The following is a 19953-nucleotide window of genomic DNA, read 5'->3' as shown; positions in this document are numbered from 1 at the left end:
TCATGGCCATCGCCGCATACCGCCTCGTAGCCCTGGACTGCCCGGACCCACCCGTCCTCGCGGAGTTCTACGCGGGCGTGCTCGGCGGTGAGGTCAAGCAGTACGACGACGACTGGTACGACCTGTACGTGCCCGGCGGCCACCGCATCTCCTTCCAGCGGGTCCCGGACCACCGCCCGCCCAACTGGCCGCGCGCCGACGAGAACTCCCAGCAACTGCACCTGGACTTCACCGTGCAGGACATCGAAGCGGCGGAGCCGCGGCTGCTGGCCCTCGGCGCCACCCCGCTCGACCTGGACGACAAGGGCGGCACCCGCGGATGGCGCGTGTACGCGGACCCGGCCGGCCACCCGTTCTGCCTGTGCTGGGACTGAGCCACGGCTGAGAACTCCGCTCAGGGCCGGTACCGCAGCGGATGGTCCGCCGGTACCTCCACCACCACGATCTCGGTTCCGTCCGGATCCGCGAGCCACATCTCGATCAGCCCCCACGGCTCCTTCACCGGCGGCCGGCGCACCTCGACTCCCGCGGCCACGAGCTCCTCGTACGCCGCTGCGACGTCCGCGACCTGGAGCCACAACTTGACGGCGGGGGAGGGGGGTTCCTCGGAGCGGCCCGCGACCTCCAGGAAGCCGCCGCCGAGGAAGTAGACCGTGCCGCGCTCGGGACCGGTACCGAACTCGCGGTAGACGGGCAGCCCCAGCTTCTCGCCGTAGAAGGCGCGGGAGCGCTCGGGGTCGGTGGGGCGGAGCAAGGTCCGGCTGCTCAGTACATGCACCATGCGCCCGGAGCCTAGTAGGAGGGTTACGCTCAGCGGTGCCCGAGCCGCGCCCGAGATCGGAGAACCGCTCCATGGACACCGCCGCCACCGGACTGACGTTCCGCGACGCCACCGACGCCGACGTCGACGCCCTCGTCGTGCTGATCGAGTCGGCCTACCGAGGAGACTCCAGCCGCACCGGGTGGACCACCGAGGCGGACATCCTGGAGGGCCAGCGGACCGACCCGGAAGGCGTGCGCGCGGTCATCAAGTCCCCGGACAGCCGTCTGCTCACCGTCGAGCGCGAGGGCGCGGTGGTCGCCTGCTGCCAGCTCGAACACCGCGGTGACCACGCCTACTTCGGCATGTTCGCGGTGAGTCCCACGCTTCAGGGAGCCGGCCTCGGCAAGGTGATCATGGCCGAGGCGGAGCGGTTCGCCCGCGAGACCTGGGGCGTCAAGGAGATGCACATGACCGTGATCTCCGTACGCGACGACCTCATCGCCTGGTACGAGCGGCGCGGCTACCGCCGTACGGGAGAGATGACTCCCTTCCCGTACGGCGACGAGCGGTTCGGCATCCCGCAGCGCGACGACCTGCGCTTCGAGCTCCTGGTGAAGCCGATTGCATGATCAGGCTGCTGATCAGGCCGCTCGCATAATCGTTCCGCCGCGCGGTCCGGCCGTCACGCCGTGAAGCGGCCGGTGCGCTTGATCTCCGGATAGTCGGTGGTCGCGCCGTCCAGCTCCAGGGCGCGTACGAGGCGCAGATGGTCCTGGGTGTTCACGACCCAGCCGATGATCCGCAGGTCCGCCTTGCGAGCGCGCTCGACGACCTCCAGGGTCAGACGGCGGATGTTCAGGACGAGACTCGTGGCGCCGACCGCGGTCGCCCGCTCGACGACATCGATGCCATAGCGGCTGGCGACCAGCGCCGTGCGGACGCCGGGGACGAGCCGCGCGATCTCGGCGATGGCCTCGTCGTGGAACGACAGGACCTCGACCCTGCCGACCAGATCGCGCCGGTTCATGACCTCCGCCAGCGCCCGGGCCGCGGCCACGTCCTTGATCTCGGCCTGCAGCGGGGCCGTGACAGCGTCCAGGACCTCCTCGAAGACCGGGATGCGCTCACCGCGGCCCGCGTCGAGCACCCGCAGCTCGGCGAGGGTCTTCTCGGCGATCGACCCCGAACCGTCGGTCGTACGGTCCACGTCGGCGTCGTGCATGACGACGAGCGCGCCGTCCTTGCTCAGATGCAGATCGAGTTCGATCAGGTCCAGGCCGGCCTGCTGGGCGGCGATGAAGGAGCGGAGGGTGTTCTCGGGTTCGACACCCATGATTCCGCGGTGCCCGATGGTGAGAAACTTCAAGGCTGACTCCGCTTCCGTCGACGGCGGCTCGGCTGCCGCGTGCTGCGGTCCCGTGCCCACGCGGCAAGGCCGCAGCCTAATGGCCCTGCCCGGCGTTGAACCCGCTCCGGCAGCGGGGAATGAGGCCTTCCAGCGGCGAGAACAGGCCGTGCGGGGCCTCTCCGGCCTCACTCCTGCGTGGGCGAGTCCCGGGCGGGTTGACCGAACTCCGGCGGCTACCCAGCAATCGGCGGAAGTAATCGTCCCCGTGGCGTCCGGCAGGAAAAAGAGCGGTGAAGATGGGGGGAGGCAGGATAATCTCCCGAGTCTCCACTTGTGGCGGAGAACCCTCCACGCATACGGTGTCCATACGCGAGGTTCTCCCGTGAAGGATGGGTCATGACGGAAATTCTTGTGCAGGTGGGTGCGGAGGAGCAGGCTCCTCCCCGGGACAGGGTGGTGGAGCACCCGGCCTGGCCCGTGCTCAAGGATGCCGTGGAGCGGATCCGGCCATGGCAGTCCAAGGACGGTTCGGTCGACTTCGACGCCGAGGGCGCCCCGGACCAGGCCGACGCCGGTCTCGCCGTGCGCCGTGTCATCGACGCGGTCGAGGAGCTCTCCCCGCTCCTTCCGCACGACGCCGCCTACCACGAGGCGCTGGTCAGGGACCTGCACCGCTGGGCCGAGGGCGGCTTCCAGGTCCCGGACTTCCTCGACTCCCTGCTGGCCTTCCAGCCCGCCGCGCACCGCGAGGACGGGCTCCAGCACCTGGTCGTCTTCCCGATGTACACGCAGAACGGCAATCCGGACCGCAACTTCGAAGCGGTCGTCCTGCGCATGGTCTGGCCGGACTGGCTGGCCGATCTTGAGCGCACCCGCTACGACAACCCGCTGTTCTGCGGTATCACCTTCGAGGACTTCACGGCCGGATACGACACCAACTCGGCCGTCCTCTTCCCGGAGACCATCGCCGTGCGCGAGGCCCCCGAGCGGTTCAGCTGGGGCGGCATCTTCTGCGACCGCGAGGCCGCCCGCTTCCGCAAGGTCACCGAGGCCGCCGTCGACACGCTCGGCCTCGAACTGCCCGACGACATCCGCGAGATGGTCGGCGACCAGGCGCGCTGCGAGCAGGCGTTCGTCCTGTGGGACATGGTCCACGACCGCACCCACAGCCACGGCGACCTGCCCTTCGACCCCTTCATGATCAAGCAGCGCCAGCCGTTCTGGATGTACGGCCTGGAGGAGCTGCGCTGCGACCTCACCGCCTTCAAGGAGGCCGTGAAGCTGGAGGCCGACGGCTTCCCGCAGGGCCGTGACGTGCAGTACGCGGTGCTGTTCGACCGCATGTTCCGCTTCCCGGTGACCGGCGACCGTGTCCGCAACTACGACGGGCTCGGCGGTCAGCTGCTCTTCGCCTACCTGCACAAGCACGACGTCGTCCGCTGGACCGACAACAAGCTGCACATCGACTGGCAGCGCGCCCCGCAGGTCACCAACCAGCTGTGCGCCGAGATCGAGAAGCTGTACCGCGACGGCATCGACCGCCCGAAGCTGGTCCACTGGTTCGCCGCGTACGACATGGTCTCCCAGTACCTCGCCCCGCACCCGGGATCCCGCTGGGCCAAGGGTCCGGACGCCCTCGATCTGAACCAGCCGCCGCGAAAGCTCGTGGACGACGTGCTTCCGGACGAGTTTCCCCTGAGCATGTTCTATGAGGCCCTCTCCAAGAAGCTGAAGAACGTGATCGCCTCCACGAAGGGCATCACGGCGGAGAGTGCCGAGCGGGTGGCCGCGTGAGCGACCGCGCCAATATCACTGCTCAGGAGGCGAAGATCATGGGGAATGGGGCTCTCAGCGGTGCGGTGATCGCGGTGGCCGGCGCGGGCGGACCCGCCGGAAGGGCGGCGCTCCTGCGGCTCGCCGAGGCGGGAGCGACCGTCGTCGGCTCGGACAACGATCCCGAGCGGCTCGCGGAGGCGGTGGACGCGGCCCGCTACGCGCACGGCGGCTCCACGGTCGTCGGCGACACGGTCGACCTGCTCGACCTGCAGTCCAGCCACGACTGGGCCGCCCGCATCGAGAAGGACTTCGGGCGGGTCGACGGCCTGGTCCACCTCGTGGGCGGCTGGCGCGGAAGCGAGACCTTCACCAGGACCAGCCTCGACGACTGGGACTTCCTGGAGATGCTGCTGATCCGGACCGTGCAGCACACCTCCCTCGCCTTCCACGAGGCACTGCAGCGCAGCGACCGCGGCCGGTACGTCCTGATCAGCGCGGCGGGCGCCAGCAAGCCCACCGCGGGCAACGCCGCCTACTCCGCCGCCAAGGCCGCGGCCGAGGCATGGACGCTCGCCATGGGCGACTACTTCCGCAAGGCCGGAGTCTCCGAGGGCGCGGACGGGGCGACGTCCGCGGCTGCCATCCTGGTCGTCAAGGCGCTGGTGCACGACGCGATGCGCGCCGAGCGCCCGAACGCGAAGTTCGCGGGCTTCACGGACGTCAAGGAGCTGGCCGAGGCCATCACCGGCGTCTGGGAGCGGCCCGCCTCCGAAGTGAACGGAAAGCGTCTGTGGCTGACCGAGAAGCGGTGAACCCTCCGAAGACCGACGCCCGGCGGCGTCATGACCCGGAGATCCGCGGATTCGCCAGTGACAACTACGCGGGGGCCCACCCCGAGGTGCTCGCCGCCCTGGCCCTGGCCAACGGCGGGCACCAGATCGCATACGGCGAGGACGACTACACCGATCACCTCCAGCAGGTGATCCGGGGCCACTTCGGCGCGAGTGCCGAGGCGTTCCCCGTCTTCAACGGCACCGGCGCGAACGTCGTGGCACTCCAGGCGCTCACGGACCGCTGGGGCGCGGTGATCTGCGCGGAGAGCGCGCACATCAACGTCGACGAGGGCGGCGCGCCCGAGCGCATGGGCGGGCTCAAGCTGCTCACGGTGCCCACGCCCGACGGCAAGCTCACCCCCGAGCTGATCGACCGGCAGGCGTACGGCTGGGACGACGAGCACCGGGCGATGCCACAGGTCGTGTCGATCACCCAGAACACCGAACTGGGCACGGTCTACACGCCCGACGAGGTCCGCGCGATCTGCGAGCACGCCCACGCGCACGGCATGAAGGTGCACCTCGACGGCGCCCGGATAGCCAACGCGGCCGCCTCCCTGGACGTCCCGATGCGGGCGTTCACCAACGCGGTCGGCGTGGACGTCCTCTCCTTCGGCGGCACGAAGAACGGCGCGCTGTTCGGCGAGGCCGTCGTCGTCCTCAACCGGGACGCCGTCAGCCACATGAAGCACCTGCGCAAGCTGTCGATGCAGCTCGCCTCAAAGATGCGCTTCGTCTCGGTGCAGTTGGAGGCGCTGCTCGCCAAGGACCTGTGGCTGCGCAACGCCCGCCACGCGAACGAGATGGCCCAGCGCCTCGCCGAGGGCGTGCGCGCGGTGCACGGCGTCGAGATCCTCCATCCCGTGCAGGCCAACGCCGTCTTCGCCCGGCTGCCCCACGACGTGAGCGAGCGCCTGCAGAAGCGCTACCGCTTCTACTTCTGGGACGAAGCCGCGGGTGACGTCCGCTGGATGTGCGCCTTCGACACGACCGAGGACGACGTCGACGGCTTCGTGGCGGCGCTCAAGGAGGAAATGGCCCGCTAGCGACACGCCATATCAGCATGCATAGATATGCGGTCACCCGAAAAGTCATTGACTATCGGGTGATCGCATTCCTATGCTCTGCGGGCATGGAGCTGATCCAGAACACCCCCGACCTGTCCGCATACTTGGCCGCTGACGAGGTGATCGACCACCATCATCCGCTCGTGCGCGAGACGGCCGCACGTCTCGCCGAGGGGGTGGTGGACTCGTATGGCTATGCACGCGCCGCGTACGAGTTCGTGCGCGATACCGTCCCGCACTCTCAGGACGCGGGCGACCCTCGCGTCACCTGGCGCGCCTCCGACGTCCTGGAGCTGCGCACCGGCATCTGCCACGCCAAGGCGCACGCGCTCGCCGCGCTGCTGCGCGCCGAGGACATCCCCACCGCCTTCTGCTACCAGTCGCTTCTCCATGACGACGACGGCGACGATGGCGGCGGAAGCGGGCATGTCGTGCACGGCCTGGTAGCCGTGCGGTTCAACGGGGCCTGGCACCGGCAGGACTGCCGTGGCAACAAGCCGGGTGTGGACGCCCGATTCTCGCTCGACGGCGAACGGCTGGCCTTCCCTGTCGATCCACAGTCCAATGAGGTGGACTACCCGGTCCTGTACGCTGAACCGAATCCGGCCGTTCTGAGCGCACTCAAGGCAGCCCCCGACCGGCCGCACCTGTGGAAGACCCTCCCCACCGCACTCTGAGGCAAGGCAGACAAGGCAGAAGATGACCCTCTCGCTCACCGTGTCCGACGAGGTGCGAGCCCTCGCGCCCGGTTTCACACACCTCACCGTCGAGGCGTACGGACTCGTCAACGGGCCCAGTACGGACGGCACCTCGGAACTCCTCGACGACGCTGCCCGCCGGCTCGCCGCACGCCTCGACGGGCGCGCCCCGCACGAGGACCCGCACATGGCCGCGTGGCGAGAGGTCTACACGGCGTTCGGCTCCAAGCCCTCGCGTACGCGCAACTCGGCGGAGGCGCTGGCGAAGAGGGCCCTTTCGGACGCCGGGCTGCCCCGGATCAACGTGCTGGTCGACCTCTACAACGCGATCAGCGTCGCCCATCTGATCCCGGTCGGCGGGGAGGACCTCGACCACATCCAGGGCGGGATGCGTCTCGTGCGCGCCACGGGCGACGAGGACTTCGTGACCGTCGCGGCGGGGGAGGAGACCGTCGAACGCCCCGACGCCGGCGAGGTGGTGTGGTGCGACGAGAAGGGCGTGACCTGCCGCCGCTGGAACTGGCGCCAGGGCCCGCGCACCCGCCTCACCGAGGAGTCGACCTCGGCGGTCTTCCTCCTGGAGAGCCTCGCACCGATGCCGGTGGCCGACGTCGAGACCGCGGGAGCCGAACTCGTCGAACTGCTGGAGAAGTTCAGCCCGGGGGCGCGGATCACCGTCCACGCGCCTCGGTAGCGGCCCGGTACGGGTGGTCGCTCAGCGGGCCTCGGCGGCCTTGACCTCTTCGGGGGTCGGGGCCGTGCCGCCGAGGTGGGCCGGCATCCACCAGGTGTCGTTCGGGCCCTTGGGGCGTACGGGATAGGCGCGCTGGGCGGCTTCCAGGAGCTCCTGCACACGCTCGCGCAACTGGCGGGTGATCGCGCCCGCGTACTTGTCGCGCGAGGCCTCTATGGCCTCGCCGACGCGGATGGTGATCGGGATGTGGCTGCGCTTGAAGTGGCGCGGGTGGCCCTTGGTCCACAGCCGCTGCGTGCCCCACACCGCCATCGGGATCAACGGGACGCCGGCCTCCTGGGCCATGCGCGCGGCACCCGACTTGAAGCTCTTCAGCGTGAACGACTGGGAGATCGTGGCCTCGGGGAAGACGCCGACGATCTCACCGGAGCGCAGCGAGTCCAGCGCGTGGGCGTACGCCACCTCGCCGTTCTTGCGGTCCACCGGGATGTGCTTCATGTTGCGCATCAGCGGACCGGAGATCTTGTGCCGGAACACCGACTCCTTCGCCATGAAGCGGACCAGGCGCTTCTGCGGAAGGGCGGCCAGACCGTCGAAGATGAAGTCGAGATAGCTGATGTGGTTGCTCACCAGCACCGCACCGCCGGAGCGCGGGATGTTCTCCGTTCCCTTGAGGTCGATCTTCAGGTCCCAGGCCTTGAACAACGTCTGGGCGAGACCGATGGCGGGACGGTAGGCAAGCTCAGCCATGGACGGAGTGGACCCTTCTCTCTGGTCTGCCTGGGAAGGGGGGCTCCCGGCGGGAAGTTACGCTGCCGTAGGTTTTACGGCATTGCGCAGATCGTGCCCCAAGAACGGACGAGTGGCCAGTCCTCGTGCCGCGCAAGGGCGAGATCCTCGTCACGTCACCCCTTGATCCACCTCGGAGTTTTAAGCCGCCTTTACTCTGCGCGAACCGTGAGCCGACGTACGAGCAGGTACATCTCGCACCCGAGGCAGTACCCGAACGCCGCGTTCAGAAACGCCGCCGCGAGCGCCGCCCCGGTTGCCGCGAGTCCCAGCCACTCGGGCCCCGCTCCGTAGCCGATCAATCCCACCGCCGCGAACGCGAAACCGACCGCCTGCGCGAACCGCGGCGGCTCCGGCGCCTCGAACTCCGTCGGCGGCCCGATCCGGGGACGCACCGCCTTGCGGAACAGCCAGCCATACGGGGAACGCGCCACGCCACCGGCGGCGCCGAGCGCGAACGCCAGTGTCTGCCAGGCCAGCAGCCAGGCGCTGCCGGTGATCAGTACGACCGCCAGTACGACGGTCGTCACGGCCGCGCCGAAACGCGGCCCTCTTGCATCGATGTCCATGGATCAAGCATTCCGCATGGAAAACGATCCGCCGCCGCGGGAATCTTTGCAGTCTCGTGAATGCTGAAGCCGAAGATGGCCGGAATCGTGGTGTGTGTGGTGGTGCTCGTGGCGGCGAGCGCCTTCGGAGTGCTGAACCGACGGCGGAGCGGGAGAGTCAGAGTGCGCGGGCGGGACGGCGGAAAACGGCTCGGCGCGGCCGAGTTGGGCGAGGACCTCGGTGAGCGAGCAACCCTCGTGCAGTTCTCCAGCGCCTTCTGCGCACCGTGCAGGGCGACCCGCAGGGTCCTCGGCGACGTCGCCGGCCTGGTCCCGGGCGTGACGCACGTCGAGATCGACGCCGAGGACCACCTCGACCTCGTACGGGAACTCGACATCCTCAAGACGCCGACCGTGCTGGTCCTCGACGCGGACGGACGCGTGGTCCGGCGCGCGACGGGGCAGCCGCGCAAGGCGGACGTGATCGCCGCGCTCGGCGAGGCGGTCGGAACACCCTGACCTGTGACGCTGGACGAGGCTGGAGGCCGCCGGTGACGCATCTCCCATATGCCGGGACGTACTTGACTGCACGCACCACCTATCGTCAGCCTGACCGTATGCCCCTGGAACTCCTTCTCGTCGAGCGCGAACGCCCTCGGACCGCGGCTCCCGGCCGCTGCGCGAGCGCGCACTGTCCGGGCTGTTGACCAGCCCAGGACCTGCTCGTCGCCTCCCGCAGAAGGACAACTCCATGACGGCCACGCCCGATCTCGGAACCCCTCGACTCACTTCTCCCGAACTCGCCTCCCCGGACCTCCTCCGTTCCGTCTTCCGGCGGCACGCGGCCGGAGTGGCCGTGATCACGGCCCAGGGCGGCGAGGGTCCCGTGGGCTTCACCGCCACCTCGCTCACCTCGGTGTCCGCCGAGCCCCCGATGGTCTCCTTCGGCGTCGGCACCGGCGCGTCGAGTTGGCCGGCGATCGCCGAGAGGGACCACGTCGGCGTCCACATACTCGGCGAGCACCAGCGCGAACTGGCGGCCACCTTCGCCCGCAGCGGGGCCGACCGTTTCGGTGCGCCCACCGCCTGGCGGGAGGGGCCCGAGGGTGTCCCCGTACTCGACGACGTCCTCGCCTGGCTCGTCTGCCGGGTCGTCGCGCGCGTGCCGGCCGGGGATCACCGCATCGTGCTGGCCGAGGTGGTCCTCGGGGACCCCGCCGGTCCCGGCCGCCCACTCCTCTACCACCAGGGCGACTTCAAGGCGCTGCGGGAATGACGCGTCGGGCCGTACGGCCCACCTCGCCTGCGTGGGCGTCGAGTTCCGATTACGCTGCGTTGCGAAGGTCACAGTTCAAAGCGCTTGCTTAGAGGGAACCACCTGCGGGAGCGTAGATGTGCGTACTGGCGAGTAATATTTCGCCCGGAGCGCGGCTCGCCCCCACCGGGAACGGCCGCTTCAGGCGCCTATGCTGCCCCTAAGCAGGCAGCCCAGAAAAAAGACGATGCAGTAGGAGAGCCGGCGTGAGCTTGAGGATCGTTGTCACCGTGAAGTACGTGCCCGACGCCACTGGCGACCGGCACTTCGCCGATGACCTGACCGTCGACCGTGACGACGTGGACGGCCTGCTGTCGGAGCTCGACGAGTACGCGGTCGAGCAGGCCCTGCAGATCGCCGACGAGGCGGACGACGCGGAGATCACCGTGCTGACCGTCGGCCCCGAGGACGCCAAGGACGCCCTGCGCAAGGCGCTGTCCATGGGTGCCGACAAGGCGATCCACGTCGAGGACGACGACCTGCACGGCACGGACATCATCGGTACGTCGCTCGTGCTGGCCAAGGCCATCGAGAAGGCCGGCTACGACCTGGTCATCTCCGGCATGGCGTCCACCGACGGCACCGCCGGTGTCGTCCCGGCGCTGCTCGCCGAGCGTCTGGGCGTCCCGCAGGTCACGCTGCTCTCCGAGGTCTCCGTCGAGGACGGCGTCGTCAAGGGCCGCCGCGACGGCGACACCGCCTCCGAGCAGCTCGAGGCCTCCCTGCCGGCCGTCGTGTCGGTCACCGACCAGTCGGGCGAGGCGCGTTACCCGTCCTTCAAGGGCATCATGGCCGCCAAGAAGAAGCCGGTGCAGTCCTGGGACCTGGAGGACCTGGAGATCGAGACGGACGAGGTCGGTCTCGAAGGCTCCTGGACCAAGGTCGACTCCGCCACCGAGCGCCCGGCACGCACCGCCGGCACGATCGTCAAGGACGAGGGCGAGGGCGGCAAGCAGCTCGCCGAGTTCCTCGCGGGCCAGAAGTTCATCTAGGACGCAAGCCCGCCGCAGGTTCCCCTACCGCCCCTCATCTTTCGCAAGCAGGAGAGCATTCCCATGGCTGAAGTTCTCGTCTACGTCGACCACGTGGACGGTGCCGTCCGCAAGCCCACCCTGGAGCTGCTGACGCTGGCCCGCCGCATCGGCGAGCCCGTCGCCGTCGCGCTGGGCCCGGGCGCCGCCGACACCGCCGCCGCGCTCGCCGAGCACGGCGCGGTCAAGGTCCTCACGCACGACGCCGCGGAGTACGCCGACTACCTGGTCGTCCCGAAGGTGGACGCGCTGCAGGCCGCGTACGAGGCCGTCTCCCCGGCCGCCGTGCTCGTGCCGTCCTCCGCCGAGGGCAAGGAGATCGCCGCGCGTCTCGCGGTCCGTATCGGCTCGGGCATCATCACCGACGCCGTCGACCTGGAGGCCGGCGACGAGGGCCCGGTGGCCACGCAGTCCGCGTTCGCCGCCTCCTTCACCACCAAGTCCCGCATCTCCAAGGGCACCCCGGTCATCACGGTCAAGCCGAACTCGGCCGCCGTGGAGGCCGCCCCGGCCGCCGGCGCCGTCGAGGCCCTCGCGGTCTCCTTCTCGGACAAGGCGACCGGCACCAAGGTCACCGGCCGCACCCCGCGCGAGTCGACGGGCCGCCCCGAGCTGACCGAGGCCGCGATCGTGGTCTCCGGCGGCCGTGGCGTCAACGGCGCCGAGAACTTCGGGATCATCGAGGCCCTCGCCGACTCGCTCGGCGCGGCCGTCGGCGCCTCGCGTGCCGCGGTGGACGCCGGCTGGTACCCGCACACCAACCAGGTCGGCCAGACCGGCAAGTCGGTCTCCCCGCAGCTGTACATCGCCTCCGGCATCTCCGGCGCGATCCAGCACCGCGCCGGTATGCAGACCTCGAAGACGATCGTCGCGGTCAACAAGGACGCCGAGGCGCCGATCTTCGACCTGGTCGACTACGGCGTGGTCGGCGACCTCTTCGAGGTCGTCCCGCAGCTCACCGAGGAGATCAACACCCGCAAGGGCTGATCGCCTTCGCGGGCACCTCGCAGGAAGCTTGCGAGTACCCCGTGACGTACGAGGCCCCGGAGACCGTCACGGTCTCCGGGGCCTCGCCTCATGCCAGGGTCAGCGACGCCTGTACGGGCAGATGGTCGCTCGGGAACTGTCCCCCCACGGAGAAGGTGTTGATCGACGCCCGGTGGGCGGTCACGCCCGGCGTGGCGAGTATCCAGTCGATGCGGTCGCCGTCCGGGACCAGGGGCCGGTAGCCGTGGAAGGTGGCGTACAGCGTGCTCCGCTCGGCCGCGGTGTCCCAGGTGTCGGTGAGTCCGGCCGCCAGCATCGTGTCGTAGACCGGGTTCTTGTGGGCGGCGATGTTGAAGTCGCCGGTCACCAGGAGCGGCAGGGTCCGGTCGAGCCCGGCGATCCGTGCGGCGATCAGGGACGCCGCACGCGCGCGTGCGTTCTGGCTCGCGTTGTCGAGGTGGGTGTTGAGGAAGTAGAACTGCCGCTCCCCGTCGCCCAGGTCCCGGAAGCGGACCCAGGTCACCATGCGTATGGACCCGCCGCCCCAGGTGTTCGAGCCGATCACGTTGGGGGTGTCGGAGAGCCAGAAGTGGTCGTACTCGACCGGGGCGAGTCTGCGGGTGTCGTAGTAGACCGCCATGAACTCGTCGCGGCTGCCGCCCGCGCGACCTGTGCCGATCCAGTCGTAGTGCGGTCCGAGGTCGGCCTCTATGTCGCGCACCTGCTGGTAGAGACCCTCCTGGACGCCCATGACGTGCGGCTGCTCCTGGCGCAGCAGTTCGCGCATCACAGGGCGGCGGACGGCCCAGCTGTTGGGTTCGGCGGTGCTCGCGTAACGCAGATTGAACGACATGACCTCCAGCCGGCGGCTCCGCGATATTCGGTCCGCCGCGGAGGCGGGTGAGGTCGACAGTGCTGTACTGGACAGAGGCAGGGTGACCGCCGCTGCGAGAGCGGACTTGAGGCCCAGGCGACGCGTGACTCGACTGCGATGGGGCACGGGTGGCTCCTTCTCTGGCGGAGGCCGGGTCCTGTGAAGGACACCGGTTCTGCTGCGGATGGCGGCGAGTCGTGCGCATCGCAGTTTCGAAGCTGGGCGTGAACATGTCGAGATCCCGGGGTGGACCCCGAAGGAAGTCCCGAGGGCGGCCCCGAGGGAATTCAGGGGCGGCCGCGGTGGAAGTCCCCGGCCGCCGGGGAAGGCATCCGGCGACGACCAGGGAAGGAATACGGACGTGGCCCGGCAGGGTATCCGATGAGGTCGGAGCGCCGGCCCTGGGGGTGACTCGGGATGCCGGAGGGTGTTGACCGGCGGGAAGGTCCGCAGATAACTTCGCTCTACGGATATTTGATTCCGTGAAGCGGAAAACAGGAGGGCGTGGAATGGGTCAGGGCCAGCAGGAGAAGGTGGCGACGAGCCTCGCGGGCGCGGTCAGCGAGGAGATCAGTGCCTCCCTCGCCCCGGTCGACGCCGAGTTGGAGCGCCGCTACCCCGGCGACCCCGGCACCCGCCAGCCCGTCCACACCGTGTACGTCCCCGGTGTCGTCTTCGCCGCCGACACCATCCGCTCCTGGGGCGACCAGGCCCTCGCGGCCCTCGACGAACACGCACCCGACGCCGCCTCCTTCGCCGCGGTCCTCGGCCTCTCCGACGACCTCGCCGCGCCCGTGTACGACCGCGTGCGCGCCAAGCTGGAGCGCGAGCCCATCGAGGACCTCCGCGTCGACTTCGAGGACGGCTACGGCCCGCGCCCGGACACCGAGGAGGACGAGGCGGCGGCCCGTGCGGCACGGCTGGTGTCGGAGGCGTACGAGACCGGCACGGCGGCCCCGTACATGGGCATCCGTATGAAGTGCATGGAGGCGCCGGTCCGCGACCGGGGCATCCGCACGCTCGACATCTTCCTGACCGGCCTGATGGAGGCGGGCGGCCTGCCCGACGGGCTGGTGCTGACCCTCCCGAAGGTGACCTATGCCGAGCAGGTCACGGCCATGGTGCGGCTCCTGGAGGAGTTCGAGAAGGCGCGCGGCCTGGAGCAGGGCCGGATCGGCTTCGAGATCCAGATCGAGACCAGCCAGTCCATCCTCGCCACCGACGGCACCGCGACCGTCGCCCGCATGATCCAGGCCGCGGAGGGGCGGGCCACGGGACTGCACTACGGCACCTTCGACTACAGCGCCTGCCTCGGCGTCTCCGCCGCCTACCAGGCCAGCGACCACCCGGCCGCCGACCACGCCAAGGCGATCATGCAGGTCGCGGCGGCGGGCACCGGCGTCCGTGTCTCGGACGGCTCCACGAACGTCCTGCCGGTCGGCCCGACACCGAAGGTCCACGACGCCTGGCGGCTGCACTACGGCCTCACCCGCCGCGCGCTCTCCCGCGCCTACTACCAGGGATGGGACATGCACCCCGGCCACATCCCCACGCGCTACGCGGCCGTGTTCGCCTTCTACCGCGAAGGCTTCGAGCAGGCCGCCGGGCGTCTCGCCCGGTACGCCAACCACGCCGGCGGCGACGTCATGGACGAGCCCGCCACCGCCAAGGCCCTCAGCGGCTACCTCCTGCGCGGCCTGGACTGCGGCGCCCTCGACATCGCCGAGGTGGCCCGGGCGGCGGGCCTGACCCGCGCCGACCTGGAGGCCTTCGCGACGCCGAGGCGCGCGGACCTGACGATCTCGACTCCGTAGGGGTCAGCCCCGCAGGTTCAAAACGGCCGTGGCGGCCCGCACGTAGCGACCAGGTCACAGCGACAGCGCCCCCGCCCCGGGTGTCACTTCCGCCCCGTACTCTGGACGCCACTCATTGGTGTCACTCAGGAACGGGGCAGCGGTGTCTTCGGGGGAGAACCAGCAACCAGGGGAGAAGGACCGACCGGACGGGCCCGACCAGCCCGACGGAATCGGCCGGCTCCTCGTCGGACGCTACCGCGTCGTCGCCCAACTGGGCCGCGGCGGCATGGGCGTCGTATGGCGGGCACTCGACGAGGTCCTGGGCCGCGAGGTCGCGGTCAAGGAACTCCGTACATATTCGGACGCGGGCGCGCCCGAACTGGCCGACCTGGGGCTGCGCATGCAGCGCGAGGCGCGCGCGGCGGCCCGCGTGCGCCACCCCGGAGTCGTCGCCGTGCACGACGTGGCGGAGGTCGACGGCCGGCCGCTGATCGTCATGGAGCTGGTGGACGGGCCCTCCCTGGACGACGTCCTGCGCGAGCGCGGCACCCTCGACGCACGCGAGGTGGCCGGGATCGGTGCGAAGGTCATGGACGCGCTCTCCGCGGCCCACCGCGCCGGAGTGCTCCACCGTGACGTGAAGCCCGGCAACATCCTGCTCGACCGCTCCGGCCGGGTCGTCCTCACCGACTTCGGCATCGCCACGATGGACGACCCGGGCGACGGCTCGGCCACCCATCTCACCCGCAGCGGCGAACTGGTCGGCTCCCTGGACTACTTGGCACCCGAGCGGGCGCAGGGCCACGAACCGGGCCCCGCCTCCGACATCTGGGCCCTGGGCGCCACGCTGTACGCGGCCGTCGAGGGAGCCTCGCCGTTCCGGCGTACGTCGACCTGGTCCACCCTCACGGCGATCGTGGTCGAACCGCTGCCGGAGCCGCAGCGCGCCGGACCGCTCGGCCCTGTCCTGCGGCAACTGATGCACAAGCAGCCGGAGTCCCGCCCGGACGCCGGCGAGGCGAGCCGCCTGCTGCAAGCGGTGGCGGACGCCACCACCGGCACCGACTCGGCGACCACGGGCCTGCGCCCGCCCGCGCCCCGGCCGCGCGAGGCGACCGAGCGGAGCGTGCCGGCGGTACCGCCGGGCTTCGGGCCACCGGAGTCGGGCGGCGCGGGCTTCGGACCCGCGGGCGAGGCAAGGGCGGATGCCGGCTCCTTCGGCGGCTCGGTGCCCGGCGCTCCGGCGACGGGTCATGCGGGCTTCGGAGCCCCGGAACCGAGCGGGGCCGGGGCTGAGGGGCCGGGTACAGCAGGTGCAGGAGCAGCCGCATTCGGCGCCGCGGGAGTCGGCGGATCCGGGGCTGGAGCCTCCGGGGAGGGTTGGCCGGGGTCCGCGAGTCCGGCGCCGGACGGTACGGGCGCCTCGACCCCTGCCTCTGCCCCTGCATCCGCCGCTGCTTCCGCCTCCGCAGGGAGCGGATACGGCTCCGGATTCCCGGAAGCGGGCCCGACAGCACCGGGTTCCCAGCAGGCAGGCGGCCACGGCACCCCGCCGACCGCGGGTTCCTCCGTACCACCCCCGATAGCCGGGCCGGGCTTCGGCCCGCCCGATTCGATGGCTCAGCCCGCCGTTCCGGCCGGCCCCCGACGCCGTAAGGGCCGGGTCCTTCTCGCCGCCGCAGCGGTCACCGTCGTACTGGCCGCGACCGGCGTCACCGTCGCCCTCATGAACGGCTCCGGCGAGTCCAAGCCCACCGCCGGGCCCAGGGCCTCTCAGGGCGGCGACGCCACCCCGTCCGAGGGCGCGAGCCGCGGCTCGATCGATCTGTCGGACGACACGAAGCCCACGGAACAGGGCGACAAGAAGGAGTCGGCGAAGCCGAGCGAGAAGCCGGACCGCACAGAGGACACCAAGCAGCCCACGGACAAGGCCCCGGCCCCCTCGTCCAGGCCCAGCAACGGCGGTACGACGGGCGGCGGTTCGGACGGCGGCACGACCGGCGGAGGCGGCGAACCCAGCACCGCCCCGGTCTGCCACGCCATCGGCGGCGGCAAGTACAACTGCGAGGTCTGGAAGACGTCCACGTCCTACACCGCGGCCGGCGCCGAGGCGGGCACCCTCAACGCGGGCACCAACTACTTCTACTGCCAGCAGAACCTCGGCCGCCGCGAGACCTACGGCGAGTGGACGAACGTCTGGTGGGCGAAGACCGACGACGACAGCGGTAACACGAACGTCTTCGTCAGCGACGTCTACATCAAGGGCGGCGACAACGACGCGCCGGTTCCGGGGCTGCCGGTCTGCTGACCGGGCAGGTACTTCTCCAGTCCGGAGGCCGTCGTCCACCCCTCCTCGGCGAACAGCCGGGTGCCCGCGGTGCACAGCCGCAGATCGTCGCGCGCCCGGGCGCAGAACTCCTCGGGCGTGGCGCCGAACAGGTCCCGCAACCGCGGTGACCGGCCGAGGAGTTGGGTGAGCAGCGGCCGCTCGCCGGGATGCCTCAGCGGCGTTCCCGTACCGTCGTGGAGGACTCCGCGCCGGTTCACGTAGAGATGGGCGCCGTCGAGCGTGGTGCCCGACTCCAGCTCGATCCGGACGTCGGCGGCGGGCAGCGACACACGGTCGTACGCCCCCGTCGGCGCCGTGACGCCCTCGCTGGCGTCCACCGCCGCGAGTTGCGCGGGGTCCAGCCAGGTGAGGAACAGTTCGCGAGTGTGCCCGGGCGCGCGAAAGGGCGACGCGGACACGTACCCCATCGCGCTGACGTGCGCCGAGACGCCCACCTCCAGCCCGGTGACCCGCGCCTTCACCAGCGGGATCGGGGACGACAGCTCGTACTCCCGCATCTTGTGCCGGAGTTGCCCGGGGCAGGCGTTGGAGCCGACCGCGAGGACCGGGACGCGGCCCGGGGACGTGTGGTCGGTGAGGGGCAACAGCCGGTCCCCGTCCAGGAGTCCGGATTCCTCGGGCCAGGCGCCCGGGTAGGCCAGTGGGTGGTCGCGCGGCGCCTCGTCGAGACCGAGGGCTTCCAGCGTGCGGTCGGCATGCGGTTCTCGTGCCGTCATGTGTCAGGCCGAGGGCGGCAGTTCGCCCGAGCCGCGGGTGATCAGACGCGTCGGGAGTTCGATGCGTTCGGGAAGGACGAGCGAGCCGTCGAGCTGACGGAAGAGGCGTTCCGCGGCGGTGCGGCCGAGCTGCGCGGCGTCCTGGGCGACGACGGTGACCCCGGGCTGGAGGAGGTCGGCGAGCTCGATGTCGTCGAAGCCGACCAGGGCCACCGGGCGCGAGCCTTCGGCGATGACACGTACGGCCGTGACCGTCACACGGTTGTTGCCCGCGAAGATCGCCGTGACCGGGGAGGGGCCCGAGAGCATGTCCTCGGCCGCCTTGCGCACCCGCTGCGGGTCGGTGACGCCGAGGGACATCCAGGCGTCCTCCACCGGAATGCCGGCGTCCTCCATGGCGGCGCGATAGCCGCGCAGACGCTCGGCGGAGGTGTGGATGCGCGGCATGTCACCGATGAACCCGATCCGGCGGTGGCCGTGCGCGATGAGGTGGGCGACGCCGTCGCGCGCACCGCCGAAGCTGTCGGAGAGGACGACGTCCGCGTCGATCTGTCCGGCGGGGCGGTCCACGAAGACCGTGGCGACACCCGCCTTTATCTCGGGCTCCAGATAGCGGTGGTCGTCACCGGCCGGGATGATCACGAGCCCGTCCACGCGGCGCGCGCACAGTGCGAGGACCAGCTCCTGCTCGCGGTCCGGGTCCTCGGCGCTGGAACCGTTGATCAACAGGGCGCCGTGGGCGCGCGCCACTTCCTCCACCGCCCGGCTCAGTGGACCGTAGAACGGGTCCGCCAGATCCTCCAGTACGAGACCGATGCTCGCCGTACGCCCCTTGCGGAGCACGCGGGCGCTGTCGTTGCGCCGGAAGCCCAGCGCGTCGATCGCCTCCTGTACCCGTCGCTCGGTGTCGGGGGTGACTCCTGGCTCGCCGTTGACTACACGCGATACCGTCTTCAGACCGACCCCGGCACGCGCCGCGACGTCCTTCATCGTGGGACGGTTGCCGTAGCGGCTCTCGGTTCGGCGGGCGGTCTCGGCCACGATGCGCTGTCCTGTCCTGTAGTCCATGGGGCTGCGTCGGTCCTGAGGATGCTCGGTTGGTCGCCAGATCGGGGTGTGGCGTCGAGCATAGAGCCTGGACAACGTTGTCAGATGCGGGAGAGACTGTCCATCGCAATCTCCGGCCTACCCTTCCTCACTGCGAGACCGGCTTGCCCTTTTCTCATGGTCCAAATGGGATCCAAACGGGAGATCAGACACTGATGCACACCGACCTCGTGGCCGCGCTCGACATCGGCGGCACCAAGATCGCCGGAGCGCTGGTGGACGGCCACGGCCGGATCCTGCTGCGCGCCCAGCGGCCGACGCCCGCCCAAGAGGGCGGCGAGACCGTCATGGCGGCCGTCGACGCGGTGCTCGGCGAACTGACCGTCTCGCCCCTGTGGAGCCGGGCCACGGCCATCGGCATCGGCAGCGCGGGCCCGGTGGACGCCTCCGCGGGCACCGTGAGCCCCGTGAACGTCCCCGGCTGGCGCGACTACCCCCTGGTCGAGCGGGTCAAGGCAGCCACGGCGGGACTGCCCGTCGAGCTGATCGGCGACGGCGTGGCGATCACCGCGGCCGAGCACTGGCAGGGCGCGGCCCGTGGACACGACAACGCGCTCTGCATGGTCGTCTCGACCGGTGTCGGAGGCGGCCTCGTCCTGGGCGGACAACTGCACCCCGGACCCACCGGCAACGCCGGTCACATCGGCCACATCAGCGTGGAGCTCGACGGCGACCTCTGCCCGTGCGGGTCCCGCGGCTGTGTCGAGCGCATCGCGAGCGGCCCGAACATCGCGCGCCGCGCCATCGAGGGCGGCTGGCAGCCCGGGGCCGAGGGCGACACCTCCGCGGCCGCGGTGGCCGCCTCCGCCCGTGCCGGTGACCCCGTCGCGGTGGCGTCCTTCGAGCGTGCCGCCCAGGCCCTGGCCGCCGGGATCGCGGCGACCGCGACACTGGTGGAGATCGACATCGCGGTGATCGGCGGGGGAGTGGGGAAGGCGGGCGACGTCCTGTTCACGCCGCTGCGTGCCGCGTTGCGCGACTACGCCACGTTGTCGTTCGTGCAGCGGCTCACCGTGACGCCGGCGCAGATGGGGACGGACGCCGGGCTCGTGGGTGCGGCGGCGGCTGCGCTCAGCCGTAAGTCGAGCGCCACCACGGCGGTGGTCGGCGGCTGAGCCGACCCGTGCCGCTTGGGTGGCGATTCGGTACGAGCGTTGTTGTGTGCGGGCCGGTCGGGGCCGGCCGCGCAGTTCCCCGCGCCCCTGAAGGAAAGCCCCTCGGGGGTGCGGGGAACTGTTTGGTCGAGCCCTGTCGGTCTGCT

At 70.6% G+C, this 19953-nt stretch carries 21 protein-coding genes; 14 read left to right on the top strand and 7 right to left on the bottom strand.

What is annotated here, in order from left to right; genetic code table 11:
- Positions 1–2 precede the first annotated feature (2 nt).
- Entirely contained in the window at positions 3–374 is a 372-nt protein-coding gene (locus tag ACN20J_RS07740) for a VOC family protein (protein WP_419665578.1), read from the top strand.
- A gap of 20 nt (positions 375–394) precedes the next feature.
- On the opposite strand, the gene ACN20J_RS07735 is transcribed toward ACN20J_RS07740, so the two are convergent.
- The gene (locus ACN20J_RS07735; RefSeq protein WP_189842209.1) at positions 395–781 is read right to left on the bottom strand and encodes a VOC family protein; all 387 of its coding nucleotides are present in this window, start codon (positions 779–781) and stop codon (positions 395–397) included.
- A gap of 71 nt (positions 782–852) precedes the next feature.
- On the opposite strand from ACN20J_RS07735, the gene ACN20J_RS07730 reads away from it, so the two are divergent.
- Positions 853–1392, top strand: a complete 540-nt coding sequence (locus tag ACN20J_RS07730) for a GNAT family N-acetyltransferase (protein WP_419665577.1) — start codon at positions 853–855, stop codon at positions 1390–1392.
- A 53-nt stretch (positions 1393–1445) separates the two neighbouring features.
- On the opposite strand, the gene ACN20J_RS07725 is transcribed toward ACN20J_RS07730, so the two are convergent.
- Positions 1446–2129 carry a glycerophosphodiester phosphodiesterase gene (locus tag ACN20J_RS07725; RefSeq protein WP_419665576.1) on the bottom strand — a complete coding sequence of 228 codons (684 nt, stop codon included), beginning with the start codon at positions 2127–2129 and terminating at the stop codon, positions 1446–1448.
- Positions 2130–2507: 378 nt separating this feature from the next.
- On the opposite strand from ACN20J_RS07725, the gene ACN20J_RS07720 reads away from it, so the two are divergent.
- The 5 genes from ACN20J_RS07720 to ACN20J_RS07700 all read left to right on the top strand — a co-directional run bounded on the left by ACN20J_RS07720 (position 2508) and on the right by ACN20J_RS07700 (position 7179).
- Positions 2508–3905, top strand: a complete 1398-nt coding sequence (locus ACN20J_RS07720; protein WP_190228717.1) for a DUF6421 family protein — start codon at positions 2508–2510, stop codon at positions 3903–3905.
- A 38-nt stretch (positions 3906–3943) separates the two neighbouring features.
- Entirely contained in the window at positions 3944–4699 is a 756-nt protein-coding gene (locus ACN20J_RS07715; protein WP_189842205.1) for an SDR family oxidoreductase, read from the top strand.
- Positions 4696–5766 (top strand): threonine aldolase family protein, encoded by a 1071-nt coding sequence (locus ACN20J_RS07710; RefSeq protein WP_189842300.1) that lies wholly within the window; start codon positions 4696–4698, stop codon positions 5764–5766. Before ACN20J_RS07715 ends, ACN20J_RS07710 begins: the two co-directional genes overlap by 4 nt.
- Before the next feature lie 86 nt (positions 5767–5852).
- Complete coding sequence (locus ACN20J_RS07705) at positions 5853–6464, top strand: transglutaminase domain-containing protein (RefSeq protein ID WP_419665575.1); 612 nt, start codon at positions 5853–5855, stop codon at positions 6462–6464.
- Positions 6465–6486: 22 nt separating this feature from the next.
- Entirely contained in the window at positions 6487–7179 is a 693-nt protein-coding gene (locus ACN20J_RS07700; RefSeq protein WP_419665574.1) for a B3/4 domain-containing protein, read from the top strand.
- A gap of 21 nt (positions 7180–7200) precedes the next feature.
- Here the strand turns inward: ACN20J_RS07700 and ACN20J_RS07695 are convergent, their stop codons facing one another.
- Both ACN20J_RS07695 and ACN20J_RS07690 read right to left on the bottom strand, forming a co-directional pair.
- Positions 7201–7929 carry a lysophospholipid acyltransferase family protein gene (locus tag ACN20J_RS07695; protein WP_189842202.1) on the bottom strand — a complete coding sequence of 243 codons (729 nt, stop codon included), beginning with the start codon at positions 7927–7929 and terminating at the stop codon, positions 7201–7203.
- 191 nt (positions 7930–8120) lie between these two features.
- Positions 8121–8537 carry a DUF4395 domain-containing protein gene (locus ACN20J_RS07690; RefSeq protein ID WP_419665573.1) on the bottom strand — a complete coding sequence of 139 codons (417 nt, stop codon included), beginning with the start codon at positions 8535–8537 and terminating at the stop codon, positions 8121–8123.
- A 75-nt stretch (positions 8538–8612) separates the two neighbouring features.
- Here ACN20J_RS07690 and ACN20J_RS07685 point away from each other — a divergent pair, with 75 nt between their 5' ends.
- From ACN20J_RS07685 to ACN20J_RS07670, 4 genes are all read left to right on the top strand, one after another.
- Positions 8613–9035 carry a TlpA family protein disulfide reductase gene (locus ACN20J_RS07685; protein WP_419668849.1) on the top strand — a complete coding sequence of 141 codons (423 nt, stop codon included), beginning with the start codon at positions 8613–8615 and terminating at the stop codon, positions 9033–9035.
- 232 nt (positions 9036–9267) lie between these two features.
- Positions 9268–9792: a flavin reductase family protein gene (locus tag ACN20J_RS07680; RefSeq protein WP_189842200.1), complete on the top strand. Its 525-nt coding sequence runs from the start codon at positions 9268–9270 to the stop codon at positions 9790–9792.
- Positions 9793–10037: 245 nt separating this feature from the next.
- On the top strand, positions 10038–10823 hold the full coding sequence (locus tag ACN20J_RS07675; RefSeq protein ID WP_055613450.1) for an electron transfer flavoprotein subunit beta/FixA family protein: 786 nt from the start codon (positions 10038–10040) through the stop codon (positions 10821–10823).
- A gap of 63 nt (positions 10824–10886) precedes the next feature.
- A complete protein-coding gene (locus ACN20J_RS07670; protein ID WP_189842199.1) occupies positions 10887–11849 on the top strand; it encodes an electron transfer flavoprotein subunit alpha/FixB family protein in 963 nt (320 codons plus the stop codon).
- Positions 11850–11937: 88 nt separating this feature from the next.
- On the opposite strand, the gene ACN20J_RS07665 is transcribed toward ACN20J_RS07670, so the two are convergent.
- Positions 11938–12849: an endonuclease/exonuclease/phosphatase family protein gene (locus ACN20J_RS07665; protein WP_361889621.1), complete on the bottom strand. Its 912-nt coding sequence runs from the start codon at positions 12847–12849 to the stop codon at positions 11938–11940.
- A 383-nt stretch (positions 12850–13232) separates the two neighbouring features.
- Between ACN20J_RS07665 and ACN20J_RS07660 the strand changes: the two genes are divergently transcribed.
- On the top strand, positions 13233–14537 hold the full coding sequence (locus ACN20J_RS07660; protein ID WP_419665572.1) for a DUF6986 family protein: 1305 nt from the start codon (positions 13233–13235) through the stop codon (positions 14535–14537).
- A 142-nt stretch (positions 14538–14679) separates the two neighbouring features.
- Positions 14680–16827 (top strand): protein kinase domain-containing protein, encoded by a 2148-nt coding sequence (locus ACN20J_RS07655; protein WP_419665571.1) that lies wholly within the window; start codon positions 14680–14682, stop codon positions 16825–16827.
- Here the strand turns inward: ACN20J_RS07655 and ACN20J_RS07650 are convergent.
- Together ACN20J_RS07650 and ACN20J_RS07645 are read right to left on the bottom strand one after the other, a co-directional pair.
- Positions 16773–17585, bottom strand: coding sequence for a hypothetical protein (locus ACN20J_RS07650; protein ID WP_419665570.1), 813 nt, complete (start codon positions 17583–17585; stop codon positions 16773–16775). The two genes, ACN20J_RS07655 and ACN20J_RS07650, sit on opposite strands and share 55 nt — an antisense overlap.
- Before the next feature lie 3 nt (positions 17586–17588).
- Positions 17589–18653, bottom strand: a complete 1065-nt coding sequence (locus tag ACN20J_RS07645; protein ID WP_189842194.1) for a LacI family DNA-binding transcriptional regulator — start codon at positions 18651–18653, stop codon at positions 17589–17591.
- 194 nt (positions 18654–18847) lie between these two features.
- Here ACN20J_RS07645 and ACN20J_RS07640 point away from each other — a divergent pair, with 194 nt between their 5' ends.
- Complete coding sequence (locus ACN20J_RS07640) at positions 18848–19807, top strand: ROK family protein (RefSeq protein WP_189842193.1); 960 nt, start codon at positions 18848–18850, stop codon at positions 19805–19807.
- Positions 19808–19953 lie beyond the last annotated feature (146 nt).

Source organism: Streptomyces sp. 2-1 (assembly GCF_048564895.1).
Classification (GTDB): Bacteria; Actinomycetota; Actinomycetes; order Streptomycetales; family Streptomycetaceae; genus Streptomyces; species Streptomyces phaeochromogenes.
This window is presented reverse-complemented; position numbering and strand designations above follow the sequence as displayed.

What these genes read in the sequence shown, in the direction of transcription:
- ACN20J_RS07740 (WP_419665578.1), top strand. Translation starts at nt 3, where the DNA reads ATGGCCATCGCCGCATACCGCCTCGTAGCCCTGGACTGCCCGGACCCA.
- ACN20J_RS07735 (WP_189842209.1), bottom strand. Translation starts at nt 781, where the DNA reads ATGGTGCATGTACTGAGCAGCCGGACCTTGCTCCGCCCCACCGACCCC.
- ACN20J_RS07730 (WP_419665577.1), top strand. Translation starts at nt 853, where the DNA reads ATGGACACCGCCGCCACCGGACTGACGTTCCGCGACGCCACCGACGCC.
- ACN20J_RS07720 (WP_190228717.1), top strand. Translation starts at nt 2,508, where the DNA reads ATGACGGAAATTCTTGTGCAGGTGGGTGCGGAGGAGCAGGCTCCTCCC.
- ACN20J_RS07715 (WP_189842205.1), top strand. Translation starts at nt 3,944, where the DNA reads ATGGGGAATGGGGCTCTCAGCGGTGCGGTGATCGCGGTGGCCGGCGCG.
- ACN20J_RS07705 (WP_419665575.1), top strand. Translation starts at nt 5,853, where the DNA reads ATGGAGCTGATCCAGAACACCCCCGACCTGTCCGCATACTTGGCCGCT.
- ACN20J_RS07700 (WP_419665574.1), top strand. Translation starts at nt 6,487, where the DNA reads ATGACCCTCTCGCTCACCGTGTCCGACGAGGTGCGAGCCCTCGCGCCC.
- ACN20J_RS07695 (WP_189842202.1), bottom strand. Translation starts at nt 7,929, where the DNA reads ATGGCTGAGCTTGCCTACCGTCCCGCCATCGGTCTCGCCCAGACGTTG.
- ACN20J_RS07690 (WP_419665573.1), bottom strand. Translation starts at nt 8,537, where the DNA reads ATGGACATCGATGCAAGAGGGCCGCGTTTCGGCGCGGCCGTGACGACC.
- ACN20J_RS07685 (WP_419668849.1), top strand. Translation starts at nt 8,613, where the DNA reads ATGGCCGGAATCGTGGTGTGTGTGGTGGTGCTCGTGGCGGCGAGCGCC.
- ACN20J_RS07680 (WP_189842200.1), top strand. Translation starts at nt 9,268, where the DNA reads ATGACGGCCACGCCCGATCTCGGAACCCCTCGACTCACTTCTCCCGAA.
- ACN20J_RS07670 (WP_189842199.1), top strand. Translation starts at nt 10,887, where the DNA reads ATGGCTGAAGTTCTCGTCTACGTCGACCACGTGGACGGTGCCGTCCGC.
- ACN20J_RS07660 (WP_419665572.1), top strand. Translation starts at nt 13,233, where the DNA reads ATGGGTCAGGGCCAGCAGGAGAAGGTGGCGACGAGCCTCGCGGGCGCG.
- ACN20J_RS07650 (WP_419665570.1), bottom strand. Translation starts at nt 17,585, where the DNA reads ATGACGGCACGAGAACCGCATGCCGACCGCACGCTGGAAGCCCTCGGT.
- ACN20J_RS07645 (WP_189842194.1), bottom strand. Translation starts at nt 18,653, where the DNA reads ATGGACTACAGGACAGGACAGCGCATCGTGGCCGAGACCGCCCGCCGA.
- ACN20J_RS07640 (WP_189842193.1), top strand. Translation starts at nt 18,848, where the DNA reads ATGCACACCGACCTCGTGGCCGCGCTCGACATCGGCGGCACCAAGATC.